The sequence below is a fragment of the Olleya sp. UBA1516 genome, assembly GCF_002323495.1.
Classification (GTDB): domain Bacteria; phylum Bacteroidota; class Bacteroidia; order Flavobacteriales; family Flavobacteriaceae; genus Olleya.
On record NZ_DCQO01000015.1, the window covers coordinates 13,233 to 30,705 of the forward strand.

24 protein-coding genes and 1 tRNA gene are annotated in these 17,473 nt (G+C 30.9%); 9 read left to right on the plus strand and 16 right to left on the minus strand.

The window, feature by feature from the left end:
• Positions 1–109: 109 nt before the first annotated feature.
• Positions 110–589 (minus strand): Dps family protein, encoded by a 480-nt coding sequence (locus B2989_RS08985; protein WP_292947546.1) that lies wholly within the window; start codon positions 587–589, stop codon positions 110–112.
• 104 nt (positions 590–693) lie between these two features.
• Between B2989_RS08985 and B2989_RS08990 the strand changes: the two genes are divergently transcribed.
• The gene (locus B2989_RS08990; protein WP_292947548.1) at positions 694–1,635 is read left to right on the plus strand and encodes a hydrogen peroxide-inducible genes activator; all 942 of its coding nucleotides are present in this window, start codon (positions 694–696) and stop codon (positions 1,633–1,635) included.
• 29 nt (positions 1,636–1,664) lie between these two features.
• Here B2989_RS08990 and B2989_RS08995 read toward each other — a convergent pair whose 3' ends face one another.
• The 7 genes from B2989_RS08995 to B2989_RS09025 all read right to left on the minus strand — a co-directional run bounded on the left by B2989_RS08995 (position 1,665) and on the right by B2989_RS09025 (position 6,788).
• Positions 1,665–2,651 (minus strand): hypothetical protein, encoded by a 987-nt coding sequence (locus B2989_RS08995; RefSeq protein WP_292947550.1) that lies wholly within the window; start codon positions 2,649–2,651, stop codon positions 1,665–1,667.
• Positions 2,629–3,675, minus strand: a complete 1,047-nt coding sequence (locus tag B2989_RS09000) for a cytochrome-c peroxidase (protein ID WP_292947552.1) — start codon at positions 3,673–3,675, stop codon at positions 2,629–2,631. The genes B2989_RS08995 and B2989_RS09000 overlap by 23 nt, the downstream gene beginning before the upstream one ends.
• Positions 3,676–3,737: 62 nt before the next feature.
• Positions 3,738–4,541 carry an MbnP family protein gene (locus B2989_RS09005; RefSeq protein WP_292947555.1) on the minus strand — a complete coding sequence of 268 codons (804 nt, stop codon included), beginning with the start codon at positions 4,539–4,541 and terminating at the stop codon, positions 3,738–3,740.
• A gap of 70 nt (positions 4,542–4,611) precedes the next feature.
• A complete protein-coding gene (locus tag B2989_RS09010) occupies positions 4,612–4,965 on the minus strand; it encodes a hypothetical protein (protein WP_292947557.1) in 354 nt (117 codons plus the stop codon).
• 131 nt (positions 4,966–5,096) lie between these two features.
• A complete protein-coding gene (locus B2989_RS09015; protein WP_028281676.1) occupies positions 5,097–5,294 on the minus strand; it encodes a hypothetical protein in 198 nt (65 codons plus the stop codon).
• A 147-nt stretch (positions 5,295–5,441) separates the two neighbouring features.
• A complete protein-coding gene (locus B2989_RS09020; RefSeq protein ID WP_145002280.1) occupies positions 5,442–6,272 on the minus strand; it encodes a TIGR00266 family protein in 831 nt (276 codons plus the stop codon).
• Positions 6,273–6,332: 60 nt separating this feature from the next.
• Positions 6,333–6,788, minus strand: a complete 456-nt coding sequence (locus B2989_RS09025) for a DUF4442 domain-containing protein (protein ID WP_292947562.1) — start codon at positions 6,786–6,788, stop codon at positions 6,333–6,335.
• A 144-nt stretch (positions 6,789–6,932) separates the two neighbouring features.
• Between B2989_RS09025 and B2989_RS09030 the strand changes: the two genes are divergently transcribed.
• The 4 genes from B2989_RS09030 (at position 6,933) to B2989_RS09045 (ending at position 10,659) form a co-directional block, all read left to right on the plus strand.
• Positions 6,933–7,379, plus strand: coding sequence for a DUF4870 domain-containing protein (locus tag B2989_RS09030; protein ID WP_292947564.1), 447 nt, complete (start codon positions 6,933–6,935; stop codon positions 7,377–7,379).
• 67 nt (positions 7,380–7,446) lie between these two features.
• Positions 7,447–7,791, plus strand: a complete 345-nt coding sequence (locus tag B2989_RS09035; protein ID WP_028281672.1) for a PadR family transcriptional regulator — start codon at positions 7,447–7,449, stop codon at positions 7,789–7,791.
• Positions 7,784–9,634, plus strand: a complete 1,851-nt coding sequence (locus B2989_RS09040; RefSeq protein WP_292947568.1) for a PspC domain-containing protein — start codon at positions 7,784–7,786, stop codon at positions 9,632–9,634. The genes B2989_RS09035 and B2989_RS09040 overlap by 8 nt, the downstream gene beginning before the upstream one ends.
• Before the next feature lie 200 nt (positions 9,635–9,834).
• Positions 9,835–10,659: a GIN domain-containing protein gene (locus B2989_RS09045; protein WP_292947570.1), complete on the plus strand. Its 825-nt coding sequence runs from the start codon at positions 9,835–9,837 to the stop codon at positions 10,657–10,659.
• Positions 10,660–10,747: 88 nt separating this feature from the next.
• Here B2989_RS09045 and trxB read toward each other — a convergent pair whose 3' ends face one another.
• On the minus strand, positions 10,748–11,731 hold the full coding sequence (gene trxB / locus B2989_RS09050) for a thioredoxin-disulfide reductase (RefSeq protein WP_292947572.1): 984 nt from the start codon (positions 11,729–11,731) through the stop codon (positions 10,748–10,750).
• A 178-nt stretch (positions 11,732–11,909) separates the two neighbouring features.
• Between trxB and B2989_RS09055 the strand changes: the two genes are divergently transcribed.
• Positions 11,910–12,293 (plus strand): arsenate reductase family protein, encoded by a 384-nt coding sequence (locus B2989_RS09055; RefSeq protein ID WP_292947574.1) that lies wholly within the window; start codon positions 11,910–11,912, stop codon positions 12,291–12,293.
• Positions 12,294–12,304: 11 nt separating this feature from the next.
• Here B2989_RS09055 and B2989_RS09060 read toward each other — a convergent pair whose 3' ends face one another.
• The 6 genes from B2989_RS09060 to B2989_RS09085 all read right to left on the minus strand — a co-directional run bounded on the left by B2989_RS09060 (position 12,305) and on the right by B2989_RS09085 (position 15,020).
• Positions 12,305–12,463, minus strand: a complete 159-nt coding sequence (locus B2989_RS09060; protein ID WP_348661794.1) for a DUF1328 domain-containing protein — start codon at positions 12,461–12,463, stop codon at positions 12,305–12,307.
• A gap of 137 nt (positions 12,464–12,600) precedes the next feature.
• Positions 12,601–13,677: a DNA topoisomerase IB gene (locus B2989_RS09065; protein ID WP_292947576.1), complete on the minus strand. Its 1,077-nt coding sequence runs from the start codon at positions 13,675–13,677 to the stop codon at positions 12,601–12,603.
• Positions 13,678–13,685: 8 nt separating this feature from the next.
• On the minus strand, positions 13,686–14,120 hold the full coding sequence (locus B2989_RS09070) for a hemerythrin domain-containing protein (protein WP_292947578.1): 435 nt from the start codon (positions 14,118–14,120) through the stop codon (positions 13,686–13,688).
• A gap of 22 nt (positions 14,121–14,142) precedes the next feature.
• Positions 14,143–14,346 carry a hypothetical protein gene (locus tag B2989_RS09075; RefSeq protein ID WP_145002302.1) on the minus strand — a complete coding sequence of 68 codons (204 nt, stop codon included), beginning with the start codon at positions 14,344–14,346 and terminating at the stop codon, positions 14,143–14,145.
• Positions 14,346–14,693, minus strand: a complete 348-nt coding sequence (locus B2989_RS09080; RefSeq protein ID WP_292947582.1) for a hypothetical protein — start codon at positions 14,691–14,693, stop codon at positions 14,346–14,348. The genes B2989_RS09075 and B2989_RS09080 overlap by 1 nt, the downstream gene beginning before the upstream one ends.
• Positions 14,694–15,020, minus strand: a complete 327-nt coding sequence (locus B2989_RS09085) for a YtxH domain-containing protein (protein ID WP_292947585.1) — start codon at positions 15,018–15,020, stop codon at positions 14,694–14,696.
• Positions 15,021–15,202: 182 nt separating this feature from the next.
• Here B2989_RS09085 and B2989_RS09090 point away from each other — a divergent pair, with 182 nt between their 5' ends.
• The 3 genes from B2989_RS09090 to B2989_RS09100 all read left to right on the plus strand — a co-directional run bounded on the left by B2989_RS09090 (position 15,203) and on the right by B2989_RS09100 (position 17,304).
• Positions 15,203–16,567: an NAD-dependent succinate-semialdehyde dehydrogenase gene (locus tag B2989_RS09090; RefSeq protein WP_292947588.1), complete on the plus strand. Its 1,365-nt coding sequence runs from the start codon at positions 15,203–15,205 to the stop codon at positions 16,565–16,567.
• Between the two features lie 9 nt (positions 16,568–16,576).
• On the plus strand, positions 16,577–16,729 hold the full coding sequence (locus tag B2989_RS09095; protein WP_292947591.1) for a hypothetical protein: 153 nt from the start codon (positions 16,577–16,579) through the stop codon (positions 16,727–16,729).
• Positions 16,730–16,818: 89 nt separating this feature from the next.
• Positions 16,819–17,304: a hypothetical protein gene (locus tag B2989_RS09100; protein ID WP_292947594.1), complete on the plus strand. Its 486-nt coding sequence runs from the start codon at positions 16,819–16,821 to the stop codon at positions 17,302–17,304.
• Between the two features lie 32 nt (positions 17,305–17,336).
• Here the strand turns inward: B2989_RS09100 and B2989_RS09105 are convergent.
• Positions 17,337–17,414 (minus strand) — tRNA-Pro (locus tag B2989_RS09105).
• Positions 17,415–17,473 lie beyond the last annotated feature (59 nt).

Genomic DNA, 17,473 nt, shown 5'->3' on the forward strand with positions numbered 1-17,473 from the left:
ACACATAAAATACTTACTTTATAGAAGTATATCTAGCAAACCTACAAAAACTATATTTCAAAAAAAAGAGCTACTTATGTAGCTCTTTTTTAATCAAAAATTAATATCATTATAAGCTTTTACCTAACCAAGCATTCATCATCCAAATTGTTTTTTCTTGCTCAGAGATAAAATCACTAATCATAGCGTTAGTACCTTCATCATTTGCATCTCCAGAAGCATCCAAAATGTCACGTTCTAATTTTAATAATTCTGTTAAAGATGTTACTATTAAAGCTACAGCGTTTTCATCTTTAGATACATTGTGTCCTACTGGTACTTTAGCTACTTTAACGTAGTCTTCAAAAGTATGCAATGGTGTTTCTCCTAAAGTTAAAACACGCTCTGCAATTAAATCTACTTTCATATTTGCATCTGTGTATAACTCTTCAAACTTAACATGTAATCCAAAAAAGTTTTTACCTTTAATATTCCAGTGGATTCCTCTTAAGTTTTGATAATATATCTGAAAATTAGCCAGTAATTGATTTAATTGATCTGCTAATTCTTTAGTTTTTTTTGTGTCTAGTCCTAAGCTATTATAAGTCATAGTATTGTTATTTATTTGTTTAATCAAATTTACAGCTAAATAAACCAATTAATGTATAAGTTTTATTGATAGATTTTATATTTTTATAGTCTTAAACTATATCGATGACAATAACTCAATTATCCTATGTACTTGCTGTTGCAGAAAATCAAAATTTCACAAAAGCTGCTCAAAAGTGCTTTGTAACACAGCCAACATTAAGTATGCAAATACAAAAATTAGAAGATCAATTAGATGTTTTAATTTTTGATAGAAGTAAAAAACCAATAGAGTTAACAGAAGTAGGTAAAAAAATAGTAACCCAAGCTAGAAATATAGTTAATGAATCCTACAGAATCCAAGATATTGTGGATCAAGAGAAAGGTTATATAGGTGGCGAATTTAAGATTGGTATAATCCCAACCGTTATGCCAACATTATTACCTATGTTTTTAACCAATTTTGTTAAAAAATATCCTAAGGTTAAACTTAAAATTGAAGAGTTAACTACTGAAGAAATAATATCTAGAATTAACGATGGTCATTTAGATGCTGCAATTGCTGCAACACCTTTAGAAAACGAAAATATTAAAGAACGCGTCCTATATTTTGAACCATTTGTTGCTTACGTACCACAAAATCACAGGTTAAAAAACAAGAAAAAGTTAGAAACCTCTGACTTAGAAATAGATGATATGCTTTTACTTGAAGATGGTCATTGCTTTAGGGATGGTGTTATTAATTTATGTAAGGCTTTTAAAAACCATAGTGACGATAAGTTTCAAATAGAAAGTGGTAGTATAGAAACTTTGGTTAAATTATCTAACGAAGGTCTAGGCATGACATTAATGCCTTACTTACATACCTTAGACTTAAATGATAGAGATAAAGAGAATCTACATTATTTTGCAGAGCCTTCACCTGCAAGAGAAGTTAGCTTAATATATCATAAAAGTGAGCTTAAAATGCAAATTATTGAAGCAATGCAAGACGTGATTTCTGGTATTGTTAGAGGTGCTATTGCTTTTCAAAACGTGCAAATAATTAGTCCGATCTCTAAAAAATAAAAAAAAAGCGACCAAATGGTCGCTTTTTTTTAAAGAGCAAAATTGACATAAACGGACAATCGCTGTTTGGACTGTACATTATCACCAAATAAGTTTTGACTAACTGGTAATGTGTAGCTAGCTCCAAAGATAAATTTTTCGATAGCCAACTCGGATCCAAAGCTAAAGTTTAAAATATCTCCATCTGTATCTCTTAACGTTTCGTCGTATTGTGTAATAGAATCATATACATCTCCTGAAAGTCCAACAAATGGCATGATATTCATTTTTTGTCGCGGAATTGCAGTAAAAAAGTTTACTGCATAACTAAATTGATCTCCAAATTGGTAGTCATTTTTATTTTCGCCCTTTAAATAATAACTAAGTAGCGTATTGACACCAAATTTGTCACTTCCATAATTATAACCTAAAGAAAAAACACCATCTACACTACCTGTCCCAACTTGAAATCCAGGATTAATATTATCTGCTAATCTTTGTTCAAACTGGCCAGTAGGTAATTTAACACCTAAACCAAACTGCAGACTATGTCCTGATGGTTCTTTATTAGGGTTAAAGTCTACGACGTTTTCATCTTTCTTTTTATAAAACACGTGTTTGTACCATCCTATAACACTTGCATCTCCTAATCCGTTTAGGTTTTCTTTTACGTTATTAAAGTCTCTTGTCAAATCTTGATATGGTAGACTTGTAGTCACATAAAAAGAATCATTAATTGGTATTTGAGCCCATAATTGTATGGTATTAAAGGTTTCCTTGCTAATTGGAGAGTTTTCAAAAATCCCGTTTTTAGACTCAAAATTTTGATAAATATATCTTAAACCAACAAAGTTAGCATTGCTTAAAGTTCCAAAACCAAAACTTCCGCTACTTGTAGAACAGCCACATAAATCACATAATACCTGAAATGGTTCATGTTTATTACAAGGGTTTACGGGATTATGTGCTTCCGCTTTAGCGACACTAAATAAAACGACTCCTATTATTAAATATTTAATATTCTGCAAAACGTTCATCTTCTAAAAATTGATTATCGGTTAATGTTTTTAAGAAAGCTATTAAACTCTCTTTTTCGTATGCTGAAAGTGAGATACCGTAAGTCCCATCTGTTTTTTGTAATGACGCATCCACATTACCATTATCCACAATACCAGAATCGTAAAAATCTAAGACGACTTCTAAAGTAGAAAAACGTCCATCGTGCATATAAGGATAAGACACCTCTACATTACGTAAGCTTGGCACTTTAAACTTATACAAATCGTCTGGGTTTTCTAGTATATTAAAACGTCCTTTATCGTTTAATTGTGGATTAATTGGCAAACCATTGTTTCTAAAGGTTTGATCTGTAAAAAGGTCTGAAGCATGACAGCTTGAGCACTTATTTTGAAACGTATTTAAACCATCCAACTCTGTTGTTGTTAATGTAACATTATCTTCTTGCCTAACATACTTGTCGTACTTAGAGTTAGAAGAAATCATCATTAACATAAATTGAGACAATGCTTTTAACATGTTTTCCGTATTGACTTCTCCACCATCAAATGCTTTAGCAAATTGCTCTTGATAATAACTGTCCTGTTGTAATTTTACAATAACATTGGATAAGGTTTCACCCATTTCTAACTCGCTAGTAATAGGAAGTATGGGTTGCAAATCCAAATGCGATGCTGCACCATCCCACATAAAGGATGTTTGATAAGCTAAATTTTGGATTGGTTGTGCATTTCTTAAACCAATTCCTCCATTTACACCATGACTTAAATTATGTCCATGGTGTGTAAAAGCAAAAGCTTGCTCGTGACAAAAAGCACAAGCTATTGCACCATTAGAGGATAATTTACCTTCGTAAAATAGTCTTTTACCCAATTCAAAACCTGCGTCTGTTATAGGATTATTATCCAAATTATAGGTTATATCTGGAAAATTGGATGGCAAATCTAACTGTAAAGGTATGGAAACATAGTTTGCTGTATCTGTACTATTAGAACACGCAAACAGTGTAACCAAGCCCAAAATTATAAGGCTTAACTTTTTCATAATAATGAGATTTAAAACACCATTAAAAGCACTTAGCCTTTAATGGTGTTATTAGATAAGTTTTAATCGTTATGTACGTGATGTACCTCAAACATTGTAGCTATGTTTGTTGCGATTATTGGTGTCTCATTAACATCTGTATGTACTTGATCATAACCATCAGCAAAATTAGCTGTTGTTGTACCATCAAAAACTTTAGCTATATCTGCCTTAATATGTACTTCTGGTGTTTTATCTGCTCTAACCAAAACTGTATTTGGAAAACTTAACGTTACTTCCTTATAATTATCTAATGCTGTCCCAACGCTTCCCATATGCACTGCTAGTGGTTGGTCAGACACTGCACTTGTAGAATAGGTACCATCTAATCTAATAAATTTATATCCAGAAGCCCAACTCCACATCATACCTTGGTCTGTTGCATAGTCTAAAAAAGTACCTTGACCTGCTGCACCTAAAGCAAATCTATCTTGGTCAATACCAACACCAAAAGTAACAGATACGTAATCAGCTGCGTCCACACCTTCTAATGTCACAAAGATTTCGCCTGCGTTATTACCATCAAGTTCGTTAATAATAAATACGTTATCCTCAGTTGGGTATTCAAAAATATTACCATTAGAATCCGTAAATCTTACGTTACTAATCATGTATTTTAACGTTTCTAATTTAAAAGATTCTGAATTAGATTTATTGTAAGTGGTACCAAATATAAAATCCTGATCACCAACTCCATTGTCATACTTAAGTGTAATTACACCTGTTTGTCCTGTTAAATCTTCTGGTTGATTATTATCATCATCTGATGAACATGCTGTAAATATTGCACACGTTAATAGTGCAAATGTGTATTTTAATAATTTCATTTGTATTGTTATTTTTTATTTAAATAGAATGTAATTAAGCCTATTTTGGCTTAAGCCGAAAAATAAAAAATTATACTATTGGAGGTTTAAAATGAAAATAATCAAAGTTATAAGAATACCTTTGGTTATAAATCGTTGTATTTTTTTGATTAAAAAACACTAGCGAAGAAGCGTCTAGAGTATATTGGTATTCCGAGTAAAATACAGGAAAAAAAGATTCTGCTAAAGTAGTTATTGCTTTACTATCATTATCATCATTTATTGGTGATTGCAATTGTTTTGCTAAATGACATTTACCATTACAGGCTAATTGTGGTTTTTCTTTATTAACACAATAGGTATCTATAATGTAATCTATATTTAACTGAAAATAAGCCACATAACCAACGTAATACATAGGACGTATTGCGAAGGATAAAAACAATAATATTGTAAATAGCTTTTTCAGAAAAAATATTTTTTGCAAAGTTATAGCATTTAGTTAAAATTTATAACATTACTTAAGTTATTTATATAAAAAAAGCGACCTGTTGGTCGCTTTTTAGTTTTATATTTTTAAGTGTTTAGATATATTAAACATTGGTCTAATTTTGGGTTTTGCTGTACTAAAGACTCAATATACACTTTAAGCTCTTCTACCTCATATGGTAAAAGTCGCTCTAAGGCTTTTTGGACTTCTTTGCAAAACAACGTGGTATCAAAACTAACTTTTTGCAGTACAGTTTTAGTGTACTCAAACATTGCTCTTGCCATAATTAATTATTAGGTTTAGTTAAATAAAAAGTAATAGTATGCTATAGGCAAACGGTTTAAAAGTTTCGATTAAAGGTAGCAAAAAAATAGGTTCAAAATTGATGCATCCAAAATTTTAACAGTTAAAAACACGTTAAAATTATTTAATTAGAAGCGATTATCACCATCCAATAAGTCACCTAAACCACCAAGAATACTACCTTCGCCTTTGCTTTTCCCTCCTCTTGGTACACTTTGCAATACACGTCCTGCTAACCTACTAAATGGTAATGATTGAATATATACTACACCTGGACCTTCTAATTTTGCAAAAAATAAACCTTCACCACCAAAAACGGTATTTTTAATACCTCCAATAAACTCTATATCATAATTTACGTCCTGAGTAAAGCCAACGATACATCCTGTATCAACCCTTAATGTCTCTCCTCGTTGTAATACTTTTCTTGCTAAAGTTCCTCCTGCATGTACAAAAGCTAATCCGTCTCCTTCTAATTTTTGCATAATAAAACCTTCGCCTCCAAAAAGACCACGACCTAATTTTTTACTAAATTCTACACCTACACTAACACCTTTTGCTGCACATAAAAAAGCATCTTTTTGACATATAAACTTACCTTTGTATTCTAGCAAATCAATAGCTACAATTTTTCCAGGATAAGGTGATGCAAAACTTACTTTACGCTTTCCTGTCAGGTTGTTGTAAAATGCTGTCATAAACAAACTTTCTCCAGTTAACAATCGTTTTCCTGCTCCAAATATTTTTCCTAAAAAACCAGAATCGTTTTGAGAGCCATCACCAAATATGGTTTCCATTTTAATACCATCATCCATCATCATAAAGCTTCCTGCTTCGGCAATAACACCTTCTTGCGGATCAAGTTCTACTTCTACATATTGCATTTCTTCGCCATAAATTTTATAATCTATGTCGTGTGCATTTAAACTGTTTTGAGGTAATTCGTCTTTTGGATACATATTTGTAAAGGTTTAATTTATTATATGTTGCTTAATTGTACAATTTGTTACAATTGGAGTTTAGCTTTTTACTTTAATAGACCATTCAAAATTAAATGTTGACACTACTACTCCATCAGTATTAGTACCAATAGCCTGCATCCAAATAGTTTGACCTTCTCCAGTTTTTATAGCATTTTGTAATGCTTGATCTACTTTTAAACCATCATTACACACAAAGGTAATTCTGCCTGTCGCCTTTTTAGTAAACGTGGCATTATTAGAGGTGACTAACATGGATACTTTTTTACCTGTTTCTTGTATTTTCTTCATCATCATGGCACCAGTTGCAAATTCCGCAGCCATACCTTGAACAGCCCAAAACATAGAATTAAAAGGGTTTTGATTAAACCATCTATGCTTTACAGTTGTTACGCATTGTGTATCATTTAAAACTTTTGTTCTAACACCACACAAAAAAGCTGATGGTAACTTAAGTATTGTAAAGGTGTTGAGTTTACTAGGAGTTATCTTCATTATATATTCAATTTTTAGCTAAATTATCGAAAATAATTGACATTACACTATGTTAAAAATATGTTAATTTTTAGTACTTTGTATTGCATAATACCTTTTTAAAGATATATATTTGCATAAGAAACTATTATATACTTTTGAATTATGGTTACCAGTCATCAAAAAAATCTTGCAACATTTATTCATTTATCAACTTTTTCTAGGTTTATATTTCCTTTCGGAAATTTAATAGCTCCAATAGTATTATGGGTTGCTAATAAAGATAAATCAGAGTTTATTGATGCCCATGGTAAACAAGCTATTAATTTTCAGTTTAGTATTTTATTATATGCTTTAATCATTGGTACATTATGTATACCGTTTTTTGCTTTCACTTTATTTAACCATTTAGACTTATTAGATTTTCAGGCTTTTGAAGGCATTAATATTAATCTTACTAAACCGTCACCTCTATTTTATATTGGTGGTAGCATTGGACTACTAGCAGTATTTGGTTTTATATTAGAAATTATTTTTATAATTAATGCAAGTCTAAAAGCAAGAGATGGTCAAGCATACAAATATCCTTTTACAATAAAATTTATCAAATAATACACATCATCAATCAATCAAATCATCAAAAAACGAACAGTTTAATTATGAAACATCTTACAGAATTATGAAGATAGAAAACACAAAAGCACAAATGCGCAAAGGTGTTCTGGAATACTGCATCTTGTCAGTCTTAAAGGACGAAGATGCATACGTTGCCGAAATATTAGAAACACTTAAAGACGCTAAATTATTAGTTGTTGAAGGCACAATATACCCTTTATTAACACGACTTAAAAACGCTGGATTACTTAACTATCGTTGGGAAGAATCCACCTCTGGACCACCACGTAAATATTACGGATTGACAGAAACAGGTCATCTTTTTTTAAAAGAATTAACCACGACTTGGAACGAATTACAACATGCAGTAAATATAGTAACATCAATTAAATCAACTAAAAATGAATAAGACAGTCAATATAAATTTAGCAGGTATATTTTTTCATATCGATGAAGATGCATACTTAAAACTGCAACGTTATCTTGAGGCTATAAAACGTTCATTTACAGACTCTCAAGGTCGTTCTGAAATTATCGCTGATATAGAGATTAGAATTGCAGAGTTGTTTTCTGAACGCATAAAAACAGACCGACAAGTTATTGGAAATAAAGAAGTTGAGGATGTTATTACCATCATGGGACAACCTGAAGATTATTTGGTAGATGACGAAATTTTTGAGGACGAACCTACTCCAAAAAGCCAAGCTTCATCAAGATCTAAAAACAGTAATGCTAAAAAACTATTTAGAGATACCGAAAACAGCTATGTTGGTGGTGTCTGTTCTGGATTAGCACACTACTTTAATATTGATGTTATTTGGGTGAGATTAGTTTGGATACTTCTAGTATTTGGAGCTGGTACTGGTATTTTCTTGTACATATTATTATGGATTTTTATTCCAGAAGCAACCACGACTGCGGATAAGTTAAACATGACTGGAGAAGAAGTCACTATTTCTAATATCGAAAAAAAAATTAGAGACGGATTTGATAGCGTATCAGAGAATGTAAAAAATATAGATTTTCAAAAACATGCGGACAAGTTTAAAGAAGGCTTTGGACAAGCGTCAGACAACATATCAGATTCAGTAAAAAAAATAGATACAAATAAGATCAAATCTAGTAGTAAATCCTTTTTTGGAGGTTTAGGAAACGTTATTTCATCTTTATTTAAAATTTTTTCTAAATTTATTGGTATTGCACTTGTAGTATCATGCGTTGCTGGTATCATCGCTTTAGCAATAGGTTTAATATTTGGGACCTTTTTTAATGCCGATTTTGGCTTTTTTACCACAGATTATGTTAGAACGTTCAATGATGGTGATGGGCTTTTTTGGTTATTTCCAGTCTTAATATTTATAGTATCTGTTATCCCAATTATTTTCTTTATTTACTTAGGCTTAAAAATATTAGTAAACAACCTAAAACCAATGGGTAACGTTGCTAAATACAGTTTAATTGGATTATGGATTATGGCAATAATTGGATTGGCTATTATTGGTACAAGACAAGGCTTAAGCTATAAAGAAAAAGCTGCAGACATTAAAACAGAACAATTAGCAAACATTAAAACTAATGATACTTTAGTGATTAGCATGAATTATAACGACACTTTTGCTGAACGTTTTAGACGTGATTATGGATTACAACGTGCTGATGACGATAACGGAAACGAGGTTGTGTTTTCTCAAGGTATTAGACTAATTGTTAAGTCTACTAAAGATAGTGTTGCTAAACTTAGAGTGGATAAATCTGCTAGAGGAAGCAGCTATAGTAAAGCTAAAGACAGAGCAAAAAACATAAGCTATAATTACACTTTAAATAACAACAACTTAATATTAGACAATTACTTTACGGTATCTAATAATGACATTTCAAGAGATCAAGAAGTAGAACTAACGGTTTATCTGCCAGAAGGAAGCGTATTATTTGCTGAAGAAAGCACGTATAATTACCACAGAAACAACAGTCATTATTATAACGATATTTTAGATAACGGAATGGAAGAACACTTTTTACTAGTAAAACGTGCTAAATTAGAATGTTTGGATTGTGATGACGATAATGACATGACTTCAGATAACGACAACACCTCAACCATTGTTGTAAACCAGGAAGGTATAGTGGCAAAAACAGACACTATGGATATTATTATTAACGACGAAGGCGCAAAAGCAAGTACAAAAAACGTAAAAGTCACTATTAATGAAGAAGACGGAATTAATATAACCAATAATAAAGACCAAAATTAAACCATAATCATCAATCAAATCAAAAACTAACCATTATGATCACATTAATCGAGTATCTAGTAACCTCCATCGTGTCTATTTTATTTTAAACAGGACGGATAATTTTATCAAAAATCAATCAAAAAACCAGCCATCTCAAGCTTTAATCAAGTTTGGGATGGTTTTTGCTTATATTTGTACGAACAAATCAAAATACATAAATGTCAAAACAATTACTTACAATATTATTACTTCTTGCAACTACATTTACGTTTGCACAAAAAAAAGAAAAGGTTAAAGGTAGTCGTGTCCTTACCAAAGTATCCACTCCTGTCAATGCTTTTCAGCGTTTAGTTTTAACAGAAGACTTTGAAGTTAATTTAGTACAAGCAGATTCTACTAGAATTGAAATTACTACAGACGAAAACTTACATAATTACATTAAAATAATATCTCAGGACAACACCTTAAGTTTAAAAACAACTGCAAGATTGCAAGAAAAAAAACTTGAAATAACCATATATTATAATTCGCTTTTAAATACTATCGAGCTTAAGGAGGATGCAGAAATCAGTTCTAAATCTAGCTTAAAATTTGATGACTTAACATTAACAACCTCCAGTAGTACAGAAGCTTACTTAACAATAGATAGTAACTTATTTAAACTAATAAATAATGATAAAGCTAAAGCTGAATTAAATATTACTGCAAAAGCTGCTACTTTAGAGTTAAACGGAAGCAGTAAGGTTGAGGCATTAATTAACGCGTCCAAAATAGTCGTTGATATGTTAGAGAGTGCGGATGCAAAAATTGAAGGTGATACAGCTAATTTATTATTAAATGCTGATAACTCGACGGATTTTAATGGCCAAAATTTAACATCAAAAAACGCAACTGTTACTACAGAAAATAGAGCTGAAGCTTACGTAGATGTCAGTGGAGAATTAGTGGTAAAAGCCTCAGGATCTTCAATAATAGAAATTTTTGGAAGCTCTAAAATCACAATTGAAACCTTTGAGGATAATGCTATTTTAAAGAAAAAATAAGACTATTACATTCCAAAAATGTAAGAATAAAAAAACAAAAAAAACCGAAGCAATTGCTTCGGTTTTTTTTTGTTTTAAAATTTAAATACTAGTTATAAGTAGAAGTACTAACCTCAAAAGAAGAATCTTTAGCTGCTAAATAACGTTCTGCATCTAAAGCTGCCATACATCCTGTACCTGCTGCTGTAATAGCTTGTCTGTACACATGGTCTGCAGCATCTCCACTAACAAAAACACCGTCTATATTTGTCTTAGAGGTTCCTGGTTTAGCATTAATAATGTAACCTGTTTCATCTAAATCTAAAAAGCCTTTAAAAATATCTGTATTAGGTTTGTGTCCAATTGCCACAAAAAATCCAGTCGCTGGAATTAAGTGTGATTGCTGTGTTTGGTTATTTAAAACCTTAACACCTGTTACAACCTGACCGTCACCAATAACTTCTTCCGTTTCGGTATTAAAAAGGATTTCTATGTTTTTAGTATTTTTAACACGTTCAGCCATAATTTTAGACGCTCTAAACTCATCACGTCTAACTAACATGGTTACCTTAGTACATAATTTTGATAAGTAATGTGCTTCTTCACAAGCACTATCTCCTGCTCCAACAATTACCACTTCTTGATTTCTGTAGAAAAAACCATCGCAAACAGCACAAGCAGAAACTCCTCCTCCTAGTTTTAAATATTTTTGCTCAGACTCTAAACCTAAATATTTAGCACTTGCTCCAGTTGATATAATTACGGTATCACAGTGGATTTCTTTTTCACCATTAACCCATACTTTATGTACATCTCCAGAAAAATCTACCTTAGTAATCCAACCATCTCTAACATCTGTTTCAAAACGTTCAGCTTGCTTTTGTAGCTCCATCATCATTGCTGGACCAGTAATACCTTCTGGGTAACCAGGAAAATTCTCAACTTCGTTTGTAGTTGTTAATTGTCCACCAGGTTGTGTTCCTTGGTATAAAACAGGTTTCATATTAGCTCTTGCTGCATATATGGCTGCTGTATATCCTGCAGGTCCAGAACCTATTATCAAACATTTTACTTTTTCTATATTCTCTGACATATTATATTCATTTTTATCTTCTACAAAAGTAGAATTTTTATAAGAAAACTTACACTAGACTTATTAAAAGTTATTATTAAAGAATAAAGAGTTCTTATAGTCTATTTTTTTTCTTTTTTTTAAGAAAACTTTATTTGAAATATTCTAACTTGAAACTCTAATTTAATTTTAAAAACCAATGGGTGTGATAGCGACCAACACTAATAAAAATACGTTTTACTATAATTCTAACTCTAATGTAGACAAACAAACATTAGCATATATCCAAGATAGTGTAAAAAAAACGTTAACAATTGATGTTTCAAAAACTAAAGTTTCTGACACTCAATGGTTAGAAATTGCTGCTAAATTAAATATAGCTGTAGCTGAATTAATAAATAAGGAGCATCCAGATTTTACTAAAAATTATGATAATAAAGCGGTATTAACGGATGAGGATTGGATTAAAGTAATACAAAACAATCCAGAAGTACTTGCTAATTCTATATTAGTAATTGAAGATAAATTTTATAAAATTGAAACACCATCTCAAGTAAGACAGCTTTTAGGTACTAATAGTTAATTTAAAAGGTTTTAATGTTCTGATATAAACTTGTAAACTGTACCAATAAACAAAGCTACAAATACAAAAAAACACAGCTTAGCCACAAACGCTAAGTTTCCTGCTAGGTCACCAAAACCAAAAATAGCTGATATAAATGCAAGAATTATAAAAAAGATAGTCCAGCGCATAATTAATTGTTTTAAATATTATTCAAATTTACAATTTATGCAACCTTATATAATACTGTTTAACACGCATTTACAAAGACTTTAACTGCACTTAACATAAGCACACTGCTATTTAAGACGTTATTAAGAAATCCCAATTAAAATTCTGGCTGATATGATTTTAAAAGTCGCATTAAAGCGCTTTCCATGGGTGTGAAGTGATCTGGTATTTGCTTCTTTTTTTTAGGAGATTCAAAATAATTAACAATGGTACCTTCTTCGTAATTTTTAATAATTGCAGGATGTATATAATATTTACGACACACATTTCTTGTATTTCCTAATTGACTAGATGTAACATCCATAGCGTGTAAAATATGTTCCTTATTTAATTTTGGATCTTCTGTGTATCCTAATTCCTTTAAGGTTTCAAAACAAATTATACTTGCAGCCCATGTTCTAAAATCTTTTGCAGTAAAAAGCGTCCCACTTAAATCCTGTAAATACTTATTTAACATAGTACTATCAACCTTTTGTTTTTCCCCAATAGCATCGTAATACTGAAACAACTCCCAACCAGGAATTTCTTCACATTTATTAACTAATTTTATTAGCTTTTTATTTCTAATAGAAACTTTGTGTGCTTTACCTTTTTTACCAACAAATTCAAACTGAATTTTATCCTTAAAAGTATTTACATGTTTAGACCTTAATGTGGTAAGACCATAGGTTTCATTACGTTTAGCATATTGTGTGTTACCAATCCGTATATGTGTTTCTTCCATTAATCTTACAATCAATGCTAATACTTTGCTTTGCGTCCATGTGGTTTGGTCCAAATCAACCTCTACTTGTGCTCTTATGTTAGGTAACTGTTGCCCAAAAAGATACATTTTATAAAATTTGGTTTGATTTCTAATTTTATTCCATTTAGGATGGTACCTATATTGTTTTCTATTTTTAGCATCACGACCTACCACTTGTAAGTGACCATTTTCTAACTGAGAAATCTTTACATTATTCCATGCTGGAGGAATGACCAACTGTTTAATTCTGTTTATTTCATTTTCCTCCTTGATTACTCTATTTTTAAGTTTAAAAATAAAGTCATCATCTAAGCGTTCTCTAATTATCTTTAAATGAGAAGGATTGGTATAAACCAAATCAAATTCTTCTATAACCTGTTCTGGTTGTAAAAGAATTTGATTGTAAATATCTGTATGTAAAGCTTTCACTTATAAATCTATAAATTGGTATCCATATACGATCTATAATCTTTTGCTAACGCTGTTTTTTGGGTGTCATTAAAAACTTTTCCTGCCAACTGAAAAAACTTGTGTTCTTCATCTTCTAGATGATGCTCTACTTTTTCTTTAAGATCTTTAGCTATTTTAAGCCAAGCTGAAGAGCTATATTCCGTATCATCCAATTGCTCTAATAATTCGTCAATTTCGTGATGTTCCGCAATACCATGTCTAGCTTTTTCCTGCATCATGTCATTAGTTATAAGTGGTTTGTAAAAATGACGTTCTTCCGCTTCTGCATGAATATTTAATTCATTTTTTAACTGCTTATAAATCTTATCTCGTTGTTTACTATCTCCTGTAGTTTTTACTAACTGATCTAGTAATTCCCTTTGGGTATCATGGTCTTTTCTTATGGATTCAAATATGGTCATTGGTTGATTTTTAATGGTTAGATTATTTTATTATTTTTTTGAATAACATCATCATTCCAAATTTTGTAAACATTTTATAACCTGTTTGTAACCAATTTGGAGGTTGCACAGCTTCTTTAAAGTCTCCTTTAATAGATTTTAATTCTTCCCATGCAATTTGCTTTTCAAGACTAAGTCTTTTAAGGTCATTCTCTAAATCGTGTTCTGTTTTATATTGTTTCATCATTATTCAAAAAATGTTTTTGACAGTGATTGAATAACCTTACTGTTAATCTGTTTTCTTATTAAATAAATAACTGCAGAAAATAACATAAAAATAAGACCAACAATTAAAAAGCCAAGTGAAAAACTATCTAACATGTTACCTATAGCAATTGCTCCAGCAACCGCTACAAAAACAAATCCTATAAGTATTAATCCACCAATTAATAATGATTTTAAAACTAAACTAATTGACATTGTCAATTGCTGAAAAACCTTTAGCTTGTAATACTCATGGGATTTTTTTAAATATTCTTCACCTTTATCAATCGCTTGATTCGAGGTATCTTGTATGGATTCAAAAACAGTCATCTATTTTTGAAGTTTTTTATTCTTCGCTTTTAAATCTTTTAATTTACTTTCTAACGTAGTAATTACATCGTCTGCTTTATAACTTGCATCAGAAATTACAGTTTCTAACTGAGAATCTAAACTATGTTTTTGTGACGTTATAGTACTAGCTACTTGATCCTTTAAATGTAAGGCACTATCTGCTAATTTATCCTTAGTAGCAATTGCGTCGTCCTTAAGTTTTTTTCTTGTATTTACACCTTTATCTGGTGCAAATAATATTCCTAAAGTTGCTCCAATTGCTCCTCCTAATAATAGTCCTAACGCTGTATTTGTGTTCTTGCTCATTTTATTTTTTTTTATGGTTAATATTTATACTGATAGTTTGTATCAGCCTGAAACAAAGATAAAATATAAGCGTTTAATTATTCTTAATAAAACTTTAAATAAATTGATAAATCTATGTTAAAATAAGATTTAAATCAGACATTACTATGGATTATTTATAATTTTAACAAAAAATAAAACCAATGAAAAAGCAAATAATCACAGCTAATCCGCATACAGGTGACGTAATTAATAAATATAATTATCACACACCAGAAGAAATTTCTAACATCCTAACTGTTTCAAACACAACGTTTGAAACTTGGAGCCAAACCGAAATTCCTTACAGAACCAAATTATTAAAAAACTTAGCTAATCTATTAGAAGAAAACAAAGAAAATTATGCCACATTAATGGCAACCGAAATGGGAAAACCTATAGCACAAGGTATTGCCGAAATTGAAAAATGTGCTGTCCTTTGTGATTTTTACATTGCTAATGCAGACAACTTTTTATCTGATCAAATCATTAAAACTGAAGCTTCAGAAAGTTTTATAAGCTACGATCCCTTAGGTACAATACTAGCCATAATGCCTTGGAATTATCCCTTTTGGCAAGTTTTTAGATTTGCTGTTCCAACATTGACAGCTGGTAATGTGGGTCTTTTAAAACATGCATCAAATTCAACAGGTACAGCAATTGCCATACAAAAATTATTTATCGATGCAGGTTATCCTGAAGGATGTTTTCAAGCTTTACTAATTAACCACAAGGATTTAGAAGCGGTAATCCAAAATGATATAGTAAAAGCAGTGACACTTACTGGTAGCGAAAAAGCTGGAAAAAGTATAGCAGCCATTGCTGGAAAAAGCCTTAAAAAAACGGTATTAGAATTAGGTGGTAATAATGCTTGTGTTGTATTAGATGACGCAGATTTAGATAAATATTTAGGCACAATGGTTAGCGCCAGAATGCAAAATAATGGTCAAAGTTGTATTGCTGCGAAACGGTTTATTGTTACAGAAAAAATTTACGACACTTTTTTAGAGCAATTCACTAAAAAGGTAACCGCTTTAAAATATGGAAAACCTGAAGACAAAGACACCTATATGAGCGTCATGGCAAGAGAAGATTTAGCTGAAGAATTAGAAAAACAAGTAACCGAGTCATTAAAAAAAGGCGCAACTGTGCACTATGGTAATACCAGAGAAAAAGCAAAATATCAACAAACTATAATTACTAATGTTACGCCTGGAATGCCAGTTTTTGATGAAGAAACTTTTGGACCTGTAGCAGCAATCATTAAAGCTAAGGATAAACAAGATGCTTTACAGCTAGCTAAAAATTCTAGATTCGGTTTGGGTACAATGATTTTCACAAATGATATTGATGGCATTTATGATAATATCAGTCAAATCCCTGATGGTGCTTTATTTATAAACGAAATGGTAAAATCTGATCCTAGATTGCCTTTCGGCGGAACAAAAGCCTCAGGTTATGGTAGAGAATTGTCAAAAGAAGGAATATTAGAATTTGTAAACACAAAAACAGTATACATTAACAAATAAAACTAAAATATGAGTTTAATAAAAGATAAAAACGAAGATAGAAAAGATTACATTTTACAAAAAGATAAAACAACTAAATTAACAAGTGGCTTTGTAGTAATAATATTACTTATACTTGTCGTGGCAGTATTAATTTCTGGTTTCTTTTTCAAATGGTTTTAATAAGGTTTAAATATATTATGTACTAACAAAAAAGTTTTCATAATTTTTTTTCGTAAATTGCAGTAGATCAACAACTTAATTCACGAATTATGAAAAACACAATACTACTTTCAGTAATTCTGCTACTATTATTTTCTTGTAATAATAACAGTGACATTAACCGCGAAACCAGCAAAAAAGATTTTACAGAAATTAAAACAGACAATAAAAGTAAAAATCTTCAAGGCGCATGGCAATTAGTAAGTTTCTATAACTATGTCAACGATAAAATCAAAGATTCCACAATCTCCAATGCCAATCAAAAACAAATTAAATTGTTTACCGATGGAAAATTTATGTGGAGTAAAAAAAGACCTGCAGATTCAACCGAATGGTTTGCTTTTGGTAAATACAACATTAATGATAATATTCTAACTGAACATGTTGAATATGGATCATTAACTATGGATAATATAATGAAACTTCGAAAAACCTTTGAATACGAACTAATCCTTTCAAAAAATAGATTTAGCCAAGTAGAATTGGACGAGAATGGCTCAAGAATATATTCAGAGAATTATATAAGATTAGAATAAAAAAAAGCTTCAGTAAAACTGAAGCTTTTTTTTGGTCGGGGTGGCAGGATTCGAACCTGCGGCCTCCACGTCCCAAACGTGGCGCGATAACCGGGCTACGCTACACCCCGAAAAAAGAGTTGCAAATATAAGCTTAATTAAATTCTTGCCAAATTATTTAACTATAATC